The organism is Thermovibrio sp. (assembly GCA_015488335.1).
In the GTDB taxonomy this organism is placed as follows: Bacteria; Aquificota; Aquificia; order Desulfurobacteriales; family Desulfurobacteriaceae; genus Balnearium.
In genome coordinates, this window is the sequence record WFNZ01000031.1 from 1 (window position 1) to 14,442 (window position 14,442).

General features: G+C 46.7%; 15 protein-coding genes and 6 tRNA genes. 8 read left to right on the forward strand and 13 right to left on the reverse strand.

What is annotated here, in order from left to right; genetic code table 11:
• Positions 1-485: 485 nt before the first annotated feature.
• From F8H35_RS03630 to F8H35_RS03660, 7 genes are all read right to left on the reverse strand, one after another.
• Positions 486-561, reverse strand: a tRNA-Gly gene (locus F8H35_RS03630).
• Between the two features lie 25 nt (positions 562-586).
• Positions 587-1,021 carry a hypothetical protein gene (locus F8H35_RS03635; protein ID WP_472572200.1) on the reverse strand — a complete coding sequence of 145 codons (435 nt, stop codon included), beginning with the start codon at positions 1,019-1,021 and terminating at the stop codon, positions 587-589.
• Positions 1,022-1,035: 14 nt separating this feature from the next.
• Positions 1,036-3,387, reverse strand: a complete 2,352-nt coding sequence (gene priA / locus F8H35_RS03640) for a replication restart helicase PriA (RefSeq protein ID WP_472572201.1) — start codon at positions 3,385-3,387, stop codon at positions 1,036-1,038.
• A gap of 102 nt (positions 3,388-3,489) precedes the next feature.
• On the reverse strand, positions 3,490-3,879 hold the full coding sequence (locus F8H35_RS03645) for a hypothetical protein (protein WP_472572202.1): 390 nt from the start codon (positions 3,877-3,879) through the stop codon (positions 3,490-3,492).
• Entirely contained in the window at positions 3,815-4,879 is a 1,065-nt protein-coding gene (locus F8H35_RS03650; RefSeq protein WP_472572236.1) for a glycosyltransferase family 4 protein, read from the reverse strand. The genes F8H35_RS03645 and F8H35_RS03650 overlap by 65 nt, the downstream gene beginning before the upstream one ends.
• Entirely contained in the window at positions 4,857-5,618 is a 762-nt protein-coding gene (locus tag F8H35_RS03655) for a glycosyltransferase family 2 protein (protein WP_472572203.1), read from the reverse strand. The genes F8H35_RS03650 and F8H35_RS03655 overlap by 23 nt, the downstream gene beginning before the upstream one ends.
• Positions 5,615-6,649 (reverse strand): polysaccharide deacetylase family protein, encoded by a 1,035-nt coding sequence (locus tag F8H35_RS03660; RefSeq protein WP_472572204.1) that lies wholly within the window; start codon positions 6,647-6,649, stop codon positions 5,615-5,617. The genes F8H35_RS03655 and F8H35_RS03660 overlap by 4 nt, the downstream gene beginning before the upstream one ends.
• A 27-nt stretch (positions 6,650-6,676) precedes the next feature.
• Here F8H35_RS03660 and ispE point away from each other — a divergent pair, with 27 nt between their 5' ends.
• The 6 genes from ispE to F8H35_RS03690 all read left to right on the forward strand — a co-directional run bounded on the left by ispE (position 6,677) and on the right by F8H35_RS03690 (position 7,943).
• Complete coding sequence (ispE, locus tag F8H35_RS03665; RefSeq protein ID WP_472572205.1) at positions 6,677-7,519, forward strand: 4-(cytidine 5'-diphospho)-2-C-methyl-D-erythritol kinase; 843 nt, start codon at positions 6,677-6,679, stop codon at positions 7,517-7,519.
• A 3-nt stretch (positions 7,520-7,522) separates the two neighbouring features.
• Positions 7,523-7,597 (forward strand) — tRNA-Gln (locus F8H35_RS03670).
• Positions 7,598-7,610: 13 nt separating this feature from the next.
• Positions 7,611-7,686, forward strand: a tRNA-His gene (locus tag F8H35_RS03675).
• Between the two features lie 12 nt (positions 7,687-7,698).
• Positions 7,699-7,784, forward strand: a tRNA-Leu gene (locus F8H35_RS03680).
• Between the two features lie 4 nt (positions 7,785-7,788).
• A tRNA-Gly gene (locus F8H35_RS03685) sits at positions 7,789-7,864 on the forward strand.
• Between the two features lie 4 nt (positions 7,865-7,868).
• A tRNA-Cys gene (locus F8H35_RS03690) sits at positions 7,869-7,943 on the forward strand.
• Here F8H35_RS03690 and F8H35_RS03695 read toward each other — a convergent pair.
• The 6 genes from F8H35_RS03695 to queC all read right to left on the reverse strand — a co-directional run bounded on the left by F8H35_RS03695 (position 7,910) and on the right by queC (position 13,603).
• On the reverse strand, positions 7,910-8,935 hold the full coding sequence (locus tag F8H35_RS03695) for an HNH endonuclease (protein ID WP_472572206.1): 1,026 nt from the start codon (positions 8,933-8,935) through the stop codon (positions 7,910-7,912). The two genes, F8H35_RS03690 and F8H35_RS03695, sit on opposite strands and share 34 nt — an antisense overlap.
• Positions 8,936-8,946: 11 nt before the next feature.
• Positions 8,947-10,158 (reverse strand): homocysteine biosynthesis protein, encoded by a 1,212-nt coding sequence (locus tag F8H35_RS03700; protein ID WP_472572207.1) that lies wholly within the window; start codon positions 10,156-10,158, stop codon positions 8,947-8,949.
• A 66-nt stretch (positions 10,159-10,224) separates the two neighbouring features.
• Positions 10,225-10,560: a nucleotidyltransferase domain-containing protein gene (locus F8H35_RS03705; RefSeq protein ID WP_472572208.1), complete on the reverse strand. Its 336-nt coding sequence runs from the start codon at positions 10,558-10,560 to the stop codon at positions 10,225-10,227.
• Complete coding sequence (gene rimO / locus F8H35_RS03710) at positions 10,547-11,854, reverse strand: 30S ribosomal protein S12 methylthiotransferase RimO (RefSeq protein WP_472572209.1); 1,308 nt, start codon at positions 11,852-11,854, stop codon at positions 10,547-10,549. The genes F8H35_RS03705 and rimO overlap by 14 nt, the downstream gene beginning before the upstream one ends.
• An 11-nt stretch (positions 11,855-11,865) precedes the next feature.
• On the reverse strand, positions 11,866-12,903 hold the full coding sequence (gene selD / locus F8H35_RS03715) for a selenide, water dikinase SelD (RefSeq protein WP_472572210.1): 1,038 nt from the start codon (positions 12,901-12,903) through the stop codon (positions 11,866-11,868).
• Positions 12,896-13,603, reverse strand: coding sequence for a 7-cyano-7-deazaguanine synthase QueC (gene queC / locus F8H35_RS03720; RefSeq protein WP_472572211.1), 708 nt, complete (start codon positions 13,601-13,603; stop codon positions 12,896-12,898). Before queC ends, selD begins: the two co-directional genes overlap by 8 nt.
• A 70-nt stretch (positions 13,604-13,673) precedes the next feature.
• Between queC and F8H35_RS03725 the strand changes: the two genes are divergently transcribed.
• Positions 13,674-13,997: a nucleotidyltransferase family protein gene (locus F8H35_RS03725; protein WP_472572237.1), complete on the forward strand. Its 324-nt coding sequence runs from the start codon at positions 13,674-13,676 to the stop codon at positions 13,995-13,997.
• Positions 13,988-14,386 carry an HI0074 family nucleotidyltransferase substrate-binding subunit gene (locus F8H35_RS03730; RefSeq protein WP_472572212.1) on the forward strand — a complete coding sequence of 133 codons (399 nt, stop codon included), beginning with the start codon at positions 13,988-13,990 and terminating at the stop codon, positions 14,384-14,386. The genes F8H35_RS03725 and F8H35_RS03730 overlap by 10 nt, the downstream gene beginning before the upstream one ends.
• The last annotated feature ends 56 nt before the right edge of the window (positions 14,387-14,442 follow it).

Genomic DNA, 14,442 nt, shown 5'->3' on the forward strand with positions numbered 1-14,442 from the left:
GGCTCAATGAACCTGCGGAACACCTCAATTACAAGCCCTATCGGGCTTCTTACCACTTGCCCCGCAGGGCGCGTGTCCCTTATTCTCCTGTCAAAGACCGCTTTTGACGGCGATGTTTGAATTTATGCCTCTCTTCCCAGCCTGTCAACCCCTCAGGCCAGATTTATTCTCAATCGGCCTTTTAGGTTTTCAATCGGCGAGGCAAAATTCTAATCTATACCTCACCTTTTAGATTGTCAAGCTCTCAGGCTCCAACACCTTGAGGGAGAGCCTGAAAGTCTGCGAGAGGCCTATTCAGTTTTGTTTCAAAGAGCGCAAGTTCATAATTTATGACTCGCTTGATGCCCTGTCAAGGGCTGGTGGAGAGGAACCTCAAGTTTGAGGTTCGTTCCTTTGACCTATTCTACTGTCTCCAGACTTTTACCTTGTTGCTTGCTCTAAATTTAAGTAAGCTATTAGAAAATGTCAAGTCCTATTTTAAATCATGGAGCGGGCGACGGGACTTGAACCCGCGACCTCAACCTTGGCAAGGTTGCGCTCTACCAACTGAGCTACGCCCGCTCAAGGCGGTTAGTAAAGATAGGAACTATTGCTGGTTTGTCAACTCCCCTTTCGGACCAACCTGAATTGTCAGATAGGTTTCGCTAAATCCTCTGCTTACCTGTATCTGGAGAACCTGTTCGGGGTTCGTGAAGGTAAGTTCGGCGCTCTTTCCGTATATGGTTATTGTTAGCGGTTCCCAGCCTTTGTCGGGAAGTGTTGCTTTGTAGTAGGAAACTATGTCTTTAACAGAAGCATTCCCTTTAAAAATGAGTCTCCCAACCTTTATGTTTCCCGACTCGTAGATGAAGCTCTTTTCCGGGATAAGATGAAAGCCTGGATAGACAGGAATGTTCTCCTCTAAAAGGTCTGCTTTGACCTGTTGCTCCTGAGGAACTGGCGCTGTTTCAACTTTTTGGTGGGAAACGGGAGCACAGGCCGAGACTATTAAAATAACCGGAATAAGAAAAACCTTTTTCATTTTCCCCTCCTGAATTAAAAGATTCTAACCGGGTCTACGTCTATTTTATACCTGATTGAGAGGGGTCTGAAGAGGAGCTCCCCTTCCTCTTTCAGCCTTTTCAGTTTATCCAGAAGATTCTCTTCTGAAGTTGTAAGGAATGCAATGTATCTGTATTTCCCTTTAAGTCTTGGGATGGGAGCCGGATTGAGCTTCGGGAATTTAAAGTCGTTGGAAAGTTTAATGGAAAGGGTTTCGTAGGCTTCCCTGAGTTTCTGGAGTTTCTTCTGTTTCTCAAGCTGGAACTCAAGGAGAACCCCAACGGAGTATGGCGGGTAGCCAAAGAGCTTCCTTGAGAGGAGCTCCCCCTCGTAAAACTCGTCAAACCTGTAGTTAACGGCATACTTGATTGACGGCTTTTCAGTATCGTAGGCCTGGACGATTGCAGAGCCGGGCTGGAACCTTCCAGCTCTTCCAACTGCGTGGACGATTGACTGGAAGATCCTCTCCGAGGCTTTGAAGTCTGGGGCTCCCCCCAAAAGGTCTGCAACTAAAATGCCCACAAAGGTGAGGCGGGGGAAGTTGTGCCCTTTAACTGCTATGTTTGTTCCAACTATCACGCTGAACTTCCCCTCTTTTATCTCCTTTATCAGCTGGGCTCCCCTGAAAGGGTCTCTTACCGTATCAAGGTCTAAACGGACGATGTTCCAGCTGGGGTAGAGCTTTTTTAATTCCTCTTCCACCCTCTCTGTTCCGTATCCCTTAAACTCCAGGGGAGTTCCACACTTTGGACACCGGAAAATAGGCCTGTAGCGCCTTCCACAGATGTGGCAGATAAAGAGGTTTTTAGCCCTGTGGTAGGTAAGGGAAACCTTGCAGTATTTACACTCTGCCACGTAGCCGCACTTTGGACAGAACCCCTGAGAGTAGTAACCTCTGCGGCTTATGTAGAGGAGCCCCTGATTTCCACTCTCAACTACCCTCTCAAGGACTTTAAGGAGCTTCTCTGTGAATATTCCCTTTCGGGGTTCTGTTTTGAGGTCAAGGAGCTCCACTTTTGGAAGCGGAAGACCGGTAACCCTGTTTTTCAGCTGAACGGTTGTGTATGTTCCCTCTTTTGCCTTTTTGTAAGACTCTACAGAGGGAGTTGCAGAAACGAGAACAGCTGGAATTCCCAGAATCTTAGCTCTGCGAACGGCAACGTCTCTGGCGTTGTAGTAGGGTCTCTGCTGCTCTTTGTAGGAAGAGTCCTGCTCCTCATCTACAACTATAAGACCCAAGTTCTTAACAGGAAGCAGGACGGCAGGCCTTGTTCCAATGAATACTCTGTAGCGCCCCTGAAGGGCTGAAAGCCAGAGGGAAACTTTCTCTCTCCTTGTTAGTTTCCCGTGGAAGACTCCAACCTCGCCAAAGTAGGCCTCCACCCTTGCGCGGAGCTCCGGGGTTAAGAGGAGCTCTGGAACCAGAATTATCACCCTCTTACCGGAGTCAACAACCCTCTTTGCCGCCTGAAGGTAGACCTCCATCTTTCCTGAGCCTGTAACCCCGTAGAGGAGATGAACCCCAGTCTTGAGGATTTCTGAGAGAGCTCCCTCCTGCTCAGCCGTAAGTTTTACTCTTCTTTTATCTTTAAGCTCCTGACGGCGAACCTCTCCCAGTTCCCTTTCGTAAACGACCTCTGCAAGGCCCAACTCACACAGTCTTCTTACAGCAAAACGGGAGAAGTTCTTGTTAACTTCAGAGAGAGGAACTATCCGGTTTTCCTTTAAATAGGAAAGGAGCTCCCCGATAGCTTTCCCTCTACCTGTGTAGTTATCTGAAACAAACTTCAGGTAGGGAACCCTTTTAACGGCGTCCTTCTTTATCTCCTCAAGGAGCTCCACAGCTCCCTTCTTCACGAGCCTCTTTACGCAGTCGTTGAAGTTTGAGATGGAGAGTCTTTTTTTGAGGGTTGAGAGGGAGAGAGCTCCGGAAGATGAGGAGAGGAGCAGAGAAAAGATCTTCTCCTCGTTTGGGGAGAGCTTTCCGGAAAACTTACGGTTAACCTTCAGTTTAATGTTCTCTTCAACGACAAACCCTTCAGGGAGAAACCGGAAGAGGGCTTTGCCGAAAGAGGAGCAGTAGTATTCAGAGATAAACCGGCAGAGGTTGAGGGTTTCTTCCGTAAAGAGGGGGTAGGGGTCTGGAATGTCAAAAACCTCTTTTATTTCGCAGGAAAGGGGAGTTTCTTCTCTTACAGAGGTTATGATTCCCGTCTTTAACCTATCTCCCCTCCCAAAGGGGACGATAACCCTCTTCCCAACTTCAGGGGGGAAACTCTCGTAGCCCGTTAGCCTGTAGGTAAAGGTCTGGTCTAAAGGGATGTCAAGGGCAACTTCAACAAACACCTTACCTCTTCCTTACGGTGGAACCGACGGCCATAAGGAGAAGAAGCAGAGCAGAAACTATCACTAAAGCAACAACAAAGAGCTCAAAGAGTTTCGGCACAGCTACCTCCCTTTGCCGGGGGAATTATAAATCGGCTCCACCTTGATAGCGTCTATGTAGGGGAAGTTGAACTTCGTTGCCTTGACGTAGCCAACAACCTTTACTCTCTTTCCTACCAGTTTTGAGAGGTCGCCGTAGTCGTAGTGGACGTAGATACAGCCGGAAGAGTCGCAGACTAAGGGGTCTCCCGGGTATGGCGGGAACAGGTCTTGGGGCCTTTTGTATGTGAGCTTCCCTATAACCCTGACGTAGCAGCCCCAGTAGCCTTTCGGGTGGTTGGCAAGCAACCCTGCCGGGTAGGTTATCGTGTAGTCCCTGTCGGTTGTTTTACACCCTGCCGCAAATAAACCTGCAAACAGCAGGAGAGAGAGCTTTAAAAGAGAACTTTTCATATGCCACCTCTTGTGCAATCTTACCCAATTTCTCAAGGTCTGATGAGAGAAATTTGTCTATAGCCTTTGATAGAGAGTGTTCATCCGGCGGAACTGTTGTTCCGTAAGGGGGGAGAATCACCTCGGGGAGAGCTCCCACATTTGTAGAGACAACAGCCGTTCTGCAGGCCATAAACTCTAAGGGAGCTCTCACTATCACCTCTGAACCGACCGACGGAACGACCGCCAGATCGCAGGCAGACATAAAGTCTGAGATGGGAGAGATCCTTTCCGGGATAAAGAGAACTTTTTCTGAAACTCCGAGTGTTTTAACAAGGTTTTTTAAATCTTCCAGCTTTTCATTCTTCTCCTCGCCAACGATAACGGCTAAAAAATCGTCTCTCTTAAGAAGAGAAAGGGCTTTTAAAAGGAGCCTGTGACCTTTAACAGGATCTAAACGGCCGACAACTCCAATCAGTTTTCTGTTTCCAGCGTTAAGTTTCTCTCTAAACTTTTTTCTTCCCTCTTCTGAGAATCTAAAAGTTTCCTTATCAACTATTCCCGGAATAAAAATTTTTGGAAGAGGAGCTATAACATCGTTTACCAGCCTTTTTGACGAAACGATAACGCCGTCTACGAACCGCCGGTGGAGCTCCCTGTTCAAGAACGTATTTCTAACACCTTTAGCCTGACCGTGGAGACGGAAGAGGCGGTAGCCGTAGCGGTTTTTTAGGAGAGCTCCGAAGAGCATCTCATCTCCCCTGATTGTGAAGACAACGTGAGGCTTAAAGGTCTCAACAGCCCTCTTAAAGGAGAAAAAGGCCTTAAAGGGAAGCCCTTTCCGTGGGTCTTCTATGGAAAGAACGTTAAAACCTATCTCCTTCGCAATTCTGTAGGCCGGAAATCCGGGGATTGCGGCAACCGATACTATGCACTTTTCAGAGAGGGCTCTCGCAACTTTTAAGCCTAAATCGGTCAGCGCGCTGTTCCACCGCTCGTCAAGGACGACAAGAGCTTTCACGTTTTTCAATCTCCCAAAGCTTCAGGTATTTGAGGAAAGAGTAGTAAGAGGCCATAACGCTCAGGACAAAACCCTCAAAGCCGTCTAAGAAGCCCCTCTTTAAAACATACCGCCTAAAGAAGGAACCGGCCGGAGAGGTGAGAAGTTTAAAGAGTGAAAACCGCTTTCCTCTCTCATAAGCTCCTTCTGCGTAAAGCGTTGAGTAGAGGTCAATTTTTCTAAGGTGTTGAGAGATGGAGTCGTAGGAGTAGTGGAGGAGCTCCCCTTTAATCGTTCCCACCTCTCCATCAACTTCTAACCTCTCGTGGACCATATTACCTACCCAGCGGCACATCTTTCTCTTTGCAAGCCTCAGCTGGTAGTCAGGGTTCCAGGCATGGCGTATCCACCTGCCAAGGTAATTAGTAATCCGGTTCATCCTGTAGCCTGAAAAGTGGGAGCTTTCAGAAACGGCCTTTTTTATGCTCTCAGAGAGCTCCGCTGATACAACCTCATCGTCGTCTAAAAAGAGAACCCAGTCTCCCCTGCACAGCTTGAGGAGGTAGTTCTTCTGGTTCACAAAGTTATCAAAAGGCCTGTAGTGAACTTCCGCTCCAAAACTCTTGACTATCTCAAGAGTTCTATCTTCTGAGCCTGAATCAAGAACAACAATCTGGTCTGCAATCTCTTTAACGCTTTCAAGAACTTCCTTTATATGTCTTTCCGAATTAAAGGTAAGAATCCCAACGCTCAAGCTCAAACCACTTTCTCCTTCTTAAACCATTTATAAAAACTGTATAGCGGCGTTGAAAAGATCAGAACTCGGCCGAAAGCCGTAAAAATATCCTTTCCTACGGGAACCCTTGGCAGACGGTAAGGTTTTGAGCTTTCTGAAACAACTCCCCGCTTTGTTGTAAAGAGGTATTTAAAGTGTTCCTTAGCAATTCCTTCAGAGAACTCTGAAAAATGGCCAAAAGGCCAAGAGAAAGTATCTACTTTAACTCCTAAGTTTTTCTCAATCAGCCTTTTTGACTCTTTCAGCTCGTTCTCTATCCTTTTAGAGGCCTCATTTTCCGTTTCAAACTCTCCCAGAGATTTAAAACTTCTCTCCAGCTCCTTTTTTAAACTCTCTTTCCAGCTCCCTTTTTTGGAAAAAGACCTGCAGAACTCAACAACTTCAGGGTTCACCTTAAAGAGGGGCGACGAGAGAGAGCTCTTAGTCTTAAACCTCGGAGTGCCGATTCCAGCACTTCCAAAGAGGAGATACTCCCAGTGGAAATTACTGCCGTCGTAGAAGTCAACGATTTCAGGGGAAACCGGCTCCCTCAGGTGCCTAAGGCCGTGGGAGCCGAAAGTGAAAAGGTCTTTCATCAGGGAGAGCTCCTCCCAGGTAAGGTAATCCGCCCTCTCCCCTCTCAGGTAGGCCGTATGGGACTCAAACATTGAGAGGGGTTTTTGAAGTTCACTGAAAGAGACTTTGCCGCTCCAGTAGTCTGAAAGGTTCTTCCTTACACTACCGGAACCTATCCTGTCTGCAGTTATAAAGAGGTGGGCTGGAATTCCCATTTTCTTCAGAACGGGATAAGCATAGACGAAGTTGTCGGCGTAGCCGTCGTCAAACGTAACTGCAGCCCTTGGGCTGTTTCCCCTTTCCTCAAAAAGGGCCTCAAAAGGAACAATCTTAAATCTCCTCTTTACAAGGGTCAGAAACCGAACGAAATCCTTTAGGGAGAGGTCATCTTTCCCCTTTTCAGGGTATACTTTGTGGAGGTAGAAAACCACATCTGCCATAAAAACTCCTCAAACAGGTGGCTTTAGATGAAACTGATAGTTCCATCACCTGCAAAGGTTAATTTATCACTCTGGATAAAGGGAAAAAGGCCAGACGGCTACCACGAGCTTGTAACCGTTATGCACACAGTTAACCTGTTTGACACCTTAACATTCCTACCGTCTGACCGTTTTGAGCTTGAGATAGAGGGAAACCAGCCCCTGCCCCTTGGGAAGAGCAATCTGATAGTTAAGGCAAAGGAGCTCTTTAAAGAAGCAACGGGAATAAAGCCCCACGTGAAAATAACACTAAGGAAAGTTATTCCCGTTGGTGCAGGGCTTGGGGGAGGAAGCTCCAACGCGGCGGCAACTTTAAAAGGACTTAATACCCTTTACGGCGAACCGCTGGGAGAGGGAGAGCTCCACCAATTGGCAGCACAGATTGGAAGCGATGTCCCTTTCTTCATAAAAGGGGGATTAGCAGTCTCTTTCGGCAGAGGGGAAAAGCTCAGACACTACAACCCGGCAAGCTTCAAACTTCTTTTAGTCTATCCAAACTTCTCCTGCTCAACTGCAGAGGTTTACCAGAAGCTCCCAAAAATAGAGAGAGAAATTACACCTGAAGACGCTGAAAAACTGATAATCTCTCCCCTTGTAGCTCACAGGTTAAAAGAAGTTAAAGAGAACATGGAAAACGACCTTGAAAGAAGCGAAGCTGAATGCGTTAAAGAGGTCAAAAAAGTAAAAGCAGCTCTCGAAGAGATGGGTTTAAAACCTCTTATGAGCGGAAGCGGCTCATCTGTTTTTGTACTCCTTGAAGAAAACGATGAAGTAGATTTAACCCCCTTGAAAAAGAGCGGCTGGTGGTATAAATTTCTCTCCGCAGTGTAGAGCTGGGGCGTAGCCAAGCGGTAAGGCAGCGGACTTTGGATCCGCCATTCGCAGGTTCGAATCCTGCCGCCCCAGCCATTTATTTATTGTGGTGGGAGTAGCTCAGTTGGTGGAGCGCCGGGTTGTGGCCCCGGCGGTCGCGGGTTCAAGTCCCGTCTCCCACCCCACAATTCCGCCATGCGGGAGTGGCGGAACTGGCAGACGCGCTGGACTTAGGATCCAGTGCCCTCGTGGCGTGTGGGTTCGACTCCCACCTCCCGCACCATAGGGCGGGCGTAGCTCAGTTGGTAGAGCACAACCTTGCCAAGGTTGGGGTCGCGGGTTCAAGTCCCGTCGCCCGCTCCATTAAGGCGGCGTAGCCAAGTGGTAAGGCAGGGGACTGCAAATCCCTTATTCGGCGGTTCGATTCCGCCCGCCGCCTCCACTTAATAAACAGTTCTCCTTAATAGTATGGTTACAGTAAATCAATGGTTTTTCTTTCAGCTTTTTGCTCTTCCTATCAACGTAAGAAATCCAATATTTGCCTTTTCTCTTTCTTACCTCTATAGGTTCTGTTGGAGCCATTTTCCTGTGACAGTTGGAACATAGAACGAGAAGATTATCTATAGAATCCGAGCCTCCTCTACTAAAAGGAACGATATGTGCAACTTCAAGAGGAGTTTCAGTTCCGCACAGCTGACATCGGTTCTCCAGCTTGAGGATTTCTTTCTTTACTCTTTCCCAGTTTTTCCGCTCCTTAGCACTTCTAATCTTTCTTTTAGGCTGAACTTCTGTTAACGGCAGGTAAAAAGATAAAAAAATTGGTTTAGTTAACCGAATGAACTTTCTAATTTTGAATGAGAAAAACTCATGGAACTCCTTTTCATCAGTAAAAATCTTAAGAGCTACATCACCTCCTTTAAGAGGATACTCTTCAGACGGCGTTATAGACGACAGGATTTTTATAAATTCATCAACATTAAAGTTTGATACTTCATAACTCCGTTTTCCTGAGGAATCATGAATCCAGAGTAAGCATCCAGGAAATTCCTTCAAAAATCTATCAATCGTTCTTTTAACAAACTCTGAAGAAGCTGCTTTCTTGAAATTCTTAGAAAGAAACATCACTGCGGGTTTATTGTAAAAACTGTTAAGAGAACAAGAAACGGATCTGTTTTTGAAAATGCAAACCGAATACTTAGGCAGGTGAGAAATTGACGTTAAACGTCTTCCTTTTTCAAGACTTCTCCAGCCATAAGAAAACTCAATCCAATCTCTCCATAGTGTAATTTTTACTGCAAACTCTTTACCAAATTCTTCAAAAAGTAAACAGTGTATGGAATCTGCAAATTTCCACAAATAATTAAACCTGAGTTTATCCTGAATATCACTGTTTGATGCTCCAGCATTAAAAATCTCTTCTTCTACTCTTTTCAAAAAATCCAAATTCAGCTTTTCCTCTCGTCGTATTCAATTTTTACATCTGGTTCCGGAGCAGGAAGAGTTTCGGCGGGTTTGCTGATTTCAAACTTTCCACTCTTTATCCACTCTTTCAGGATCTCAGCGATTTCACGGGCTTTATAGTAAGAAGAGACCGGAGAGGTTAGGACTTTTTTGCCGTTTATCTCAATGTAGCCCCGGCGGAGCTCCCCGTAGCTCACGTACTTAATCGGCTTTGCGTTTCCAGAAGGGTAGTCAACAGAGTAGTCTATTACAGGGGCAAATATCTCGTCGTCTCTAACAGAGGTGTAGTAGGCAATTCTCTCGTTGAGTATCGGTATTGGAATTCCAATTCCGACGAACATTGAGACGCCGTAGCCCAATATTGATGCAGCCTTTATAAAGTCCGTTGACATCTGTTTCATATCGCCAACAACCATCAGGGTTCCAGCTCCCTCCATGGGCTGACCTTTCTTGCTCCTCTTCACTCCAAAGGGAGAGTGCTGGGTTCCGTGGAAAGCGACATAGCCTATTCCACCGCCAAGGAAGATTCTCGTTCCTATTCCAATGGTCTCAAAGAACGGGTCGTTCATAAGTGGAGAGAGCTGGCCGGCTCCGGAGTAGGTCGCGTTTCCAAAGTTTGGCTTCAGCGTTCCCATGTAGGTGTAGATAGTCCTTGAGGACTTGTTGACGGCAACGTTGTAGTTCTGGTAGGCGTTCCTCGGGCTGCAGAGGATTGCGTCGTTTATCGTCTTTATGTTTATGAGCTTCTTTATCTCTCTCCTTGGGTAACAGTCCGTTCCGTAAGCGTAGGCTTCAAGCTCTATGTCCTCTCCGGCTATGAGCTCCTCTATAACGTGGGCTCCGCCGTACTCAAACTTTCCCGGGTAGACCTCGTTCCGGGGGTCGTTTTCGGGAAGGGCTGTTGCTCCTATGTAGAGGTCAACGGCTGCAATTCCTCCGTAGGCTGGAACGCCGTTGAGGTAGATCTCCTCCATCTTCATTCTGGGCTTTGTGTGGCCAACGTTTAGAAATGCTCCTGAGGAGCACATTGCACCGAAGGTTCCGGTTGTAACTACGTCAACCTCTTCTGCCGCTTTAACAACTCCTAACTCCTCAACTATCTCTATCATCTCCTCGGCAGTAACGACAACCGCCTCGCCTCTCCTTATCTTCTCGTTTATCTCCTCGTAGGTCTTAACAACCTTGAACTGCTCCATTGGCTCTACCTCTTTTGAGTGGGTAATTAAGAATTATAGTGGTTTAGAGCTCCCTGCCGAGTTTATCTATAAGCTCCTGAAACACTCAAGGAGTTTCTCAGCTCTTCCATCGTAGAGGATAACTCCCGTTTTCTTAACCGTTTCTCTGAAATCGTCTGAAACTAAAGAGAGGTCTACAAGGTCAAAGCTTTTGAGCGTGGGGAACTCCTCAATCTTCGCCATTACGCTAAAAGGGATTTTAGAGCCACAGTCAACGGCTATGTCAAAGTCTGAATTTTCCCTTGCAGTTCCCTTAGCCCTTGAGCCAAAGAGGTAAATGCGGCAGTTGGGAAGGTATTTAGAAACTATTTCAACAATTTTCTTCAGTATCTCTTCGTCCGTTAGAAGTCTAACCCTTATCACCTACAGGCTCTGCCATAAGGTCAACGTTGCTTGCAAGGTCTGTTATTCTGGCCTTAACGAACTCTCCAGGTTTGAAGTTCCCTTTAAGGTAGATGATTCCGTCTATCTCGTAGGCGTTCCTGTAGCTTCTGGCCTCTACGAAGCCAGGCATTTCTGAAGAGGGGGAGTCAACAATGAGCTCAAGCTCTTTTCCGATTAACTCTCTATGCTTTTTCTCGTAAATCCAAAACTGGGTCTCCTCAAGGAGAGAAAGTCTTGATTCTTTTAGCTCTTCCGGAAGATCTCCAAGCTTGTAGGCGGCCGTTCCCTCTTCCCTGTAGTATTTGAAGAAGCCCACCCAGTCAAGCTCAGCCTCTTTTATAAAGGAGTGGAGCTCCTCAAACTCCGCCTCTCCCTCTGTAGGGAAGCCGACTATAAATGTTGTTCTGATGGCAACTCCGGGAATCCTCTTCCTGAGCTTCTCTATGAGATTCTCTGCAAACTTCCTTGAGTATTTCCTGCCCATAGAGGCAAGGACTTTGTCGCTTATGTGCTGAAGAGGAACGTCAAAGTATTTAAGGACTTTCTCAGAGGAAGCTACAAAATCTATGAGTGAATCTGTAATGTGGGACGGGTAGGTATACATGAGCCTTATCCATTCAATACCCTCAATCTTTTCAAGTTCTCTCAGGAGTTTGACAAGTCCCTCTTTCTCGCCTCTGTCGTAGAGGTAGGCGGTTGTGTCCTGAGCTATAACGTAGAGCTCTTTCACTCCAAGGTCTGCAAGCCTCTTGGCTTCGTCAACAAGCTCTTCAATTGGTCTGCTCCTTAAAGGCCCTCTGATTAGGGGAATGGCACAGTAGGTGCAGCCGTTTGAACACCCCTCAGAGATTTTCAGGTAGGCAAGGTGTTTTGGAGTGAGAATCTCCCTTAAAAGGTATGGCTTCTGGAAAGAGGCCTTTCTGTTTAAAATCTTCTCAACGCTTGAAAGGAGCTCGTTTACGCCGATGAATGCGTCAACTTCAGGGAGCTCCCTCTTTAACTCCTCCTTATACCTCTGGTAGAGACAACCTGCAACAACAACCCTCTTCTCAGGAGAGTTTTTCTTCTCCTCTATGGCGTTGAGAATCTCGTCTATTGACTCCTCCTTAGCAGGCTGGATAAATCCGCAGGTGTTAACAAGGATTACGTCGGCATCCTCCAAACTGTTCACGAACTCAACGTCTCCTGTAGCCTTTAAGAGGCCAACCATGGTTTCAGTATCAACAAGGTTTTTAGGGCAGCCAAGGCTTATAACCGCAACCTTTTTCTTCAACTCACTCTCCCTCAGTAAACCTTTATTCCGGTTCCCTCCTTAATCTTACCAACAACCTGAACCCAGGGCTCTCCTTTTTCGCTGAGCCTTGAGAGGAGCTCCGGTAATTTCTCCTCAGGAACGGCAATTAAAAGTCCACCGGAAGTTTGCGGGTCAAAGAAGAGCATCTTCAAATCTTCATCAAAACCTTCTGGAAACTCCACCGCATCCCCAACGTAGTCAACGTTGTCGTATGTAGCAGCAGGCAGAAGCCCCATAGAGGCGTACTCTTTAGCTCCGGGAAGGAGCTTAAAGGCAGAGGAATCTATTTCTGCTGAAACTCCGCTGAACTTGACCATCTCGTAGAGGTGCCCTAAAAAGCCAAACCCTGTAACGTCTGTGCAGGCACTTACTCCAACTGAAACCATAGCCTCAGAGGCAGATTTATTAAGGTGGGTCATAACCTCAGAAACAGCCTTTACCTCCTCATCTGATGCCATATCTGCCTTTATAGCAGTTGTCAAAACGCCGATTCCCAAAGGCTTTGTGTAGACAAGAACGTCTCCCGGCTTAGCCGTTGAGTTCCTGACAATCCTTTTAGGGTGAGCGATGCCTGTAACAGAAAGGCCAAATTTTGTTTCAAGGTCGTCAACTGTGTGGCCTCCAACAAGGGAAACTCCGGCCTCTTTTAACTTTTCAGCTCCTCCCTTTAAAATCTCTGCCAGGTAGTCCATGGGAACCTTGCAGGTGTCAAACATAACAAGGTTTATTGCCGTTATGGGCTTTCCTCCCATTGCGTAGACGTCTGAGAGGGCGTTTGCAACGGCAACCTGGCCGTAAACGAAGGGATCGTCAACAACGGGAGTAATAAAGTCCGCAGTTTGAATCAGAGCTATCTCGTCTGTAAGTCTGTAGACTCCGGCATCTTCGGCCGTTTCAATTCCAACCAATACGTTTTCATCTACAGGAAAAGAGACCTTACTCAAAACCTCTGAGAGCCCGACCGGGCTGAGCTTTGCTCCTCAGCCGGAAGCCCTAACGGTTTGGGTCAGTTTAAACTTCCTACTCAACTATCTTTCCCTCCTCTTTCAGCCTCTTTATGAGGTGGTCTTCCTCTCCTGCCTCTGCCCATCCTTTAGCCCTTAAGATACAGCTGTCGCACCTCATACAGGGGATTTCCTCCCCTCTGTAGCAGGAGATTGAGTAGGAGTAGTCTGCACCTAAAGAGAGACCAAGCTTTATGATTTCGCCCTTTGTGAGGTTTATAAGGGGAGCATGAATCTTCCACTGTTTCCCCTCTGCTCCAAGTTTTGTTCCTCTGTTTAAAGCCTCCTCCATAGCTGAGAGGAACTCTGGGCGGCAGTCTGGGTATCCACTGTAGTCAACGGCGTTCCAGCCTCCTACAAGGTGTGTAGTCCCTCTGCTTTCAGCGTAAGCCGCAGCAATGGAGATAAAGACCCCGTTTCTAAAGGGAACGTAGGTTATGGGAATCCCTCTCTCCTTTACCTCCTCAACGGAATGGGTTTCAGGAACTTCTAAGTTCCTGTCTGTAAGTGCAGAAGCTCCAAACTTTGATAAATCAACTTCAAAGAGAATGTGCTCCTTTACTCCGGCATTCTTCGCCGTTATCTTTGCCATTTCTATCTCTATTGAATGCCTCTGGCCGTAGTAGAAGGTGATGGCGTAAACTTCGTCAAACTGCTTCTTTGCCCAGTAGAGGGCCGTTGTTGAGTCAAGACCTCCCGAGAATATGACCACTGCCGATTTCATACTTTCTCCCAAAAGAGTTTTAAGGCTAAGGATATAATAATACCCGTAAACCGGATTTAAGGAGGGTCTTATTCCTCTTGACCTTTCCGTTGATAGGAAGAGAGAGGAGCGGTTTTTAGAGGAGCTCCGCCAAATCGTCTTAAATCTCTTAAACGGTAAAAATTGCAGAGTCTACCTGTTTGGCTCAAGGGGGAAAGGGAATTACCGCCGCTCCTCCGATGCCGACATAGCCGTAGAGGGTTTGACTGAAGAAGAATTTAATAGGTTTAAGCTCCTCTTAGATGAGACGGTTGAGGGGAGCTCCATCCCTTTTACCGTTGACGTTGTTAACCTGAATAAAGTTTCGGAAGATTTTATAAGAGAAGTTCTCAAAGAGGGTATCAGGTGGAAATAAAAAAGCTGAAAGACCTTGAGAAAGCCCTCAAGAATTTTGAAGAATCCCTCAATATTGAACTCTCTGAATTTCCGCCGTCTGTAAGGGACGTTTTAGAGAGCGGGCAGGTTCAGAAGTTTGAAGTGAGTTACGAGCTTTTTTGGAAAGTTGGGAAGGAGCTTTTTTCAGAAGAAGGTATAGACGCAGGTTCTCCACGCAGAGTTTTCAAAGCCTTGTTTCAACTTGGCTACTTAACGTATGATGAGTTGGAACTCTGCCTCTCTATGGTCAGCGACAGAAATCTCCTTCCCCACGTCTACCGCCGTGAGGTTGTGGAGTCTGTTCTACCCAAACTCAAAAACTACCTAAATTTGATGAAGTCAGCTGTTTCCGATTTAAAGGAGCTTTAGAATAAAGGTTCCTCCGAATTTGACGACCCATAAACAACAAAATAAAATTACGGCGA

Bases quoted from the DNA above. Each gene is read 5' to 3' on its own strand.
- F8H35_RS03635 (WP_472572200.1), bottom strand. From the start codon at position 1,021: ATGAAAAAGGTTTTTCTTATTCCGGTTATTTTAATAGTCTCGGCCTGT.
- F8H35_RS03645 (WP_472572202.1), bottom strand. From the start codon at position 3,879: ATGAAAAGTTCTCTTTTAAAGCTCTCTCTCCTGCTGTTTGCAGGTTTA.
- F8H35_RS03660 (WP_472572204.1), bottom strand. From the start codon at position 6,649: ATGGCAGATGTGGTTTTCTACCTCCACAAAGTATACCCTGAAAAGGGG.
- ispE (WP_472572205.1), top strand. From the start codon at position 6,677: ATGAAACTGATAGTTCCATCACCTGCAAAGGTTAATTTATCACTCTGG.
- F8H35_RS03700 (WP_472572207.1), bottom strand. From the start codon at position 10,158: ATGGAGCAGTTCAAGGTTGTTAAGACCTACGAGGAGATAAACGAGAAG.
- queC (WP_472572211.1), bottom strand. From the start codon at position 13,603: ATGAAATCGGCAGTGGTCATATTCTCGGGAGGTCTTGACTCAACAACG.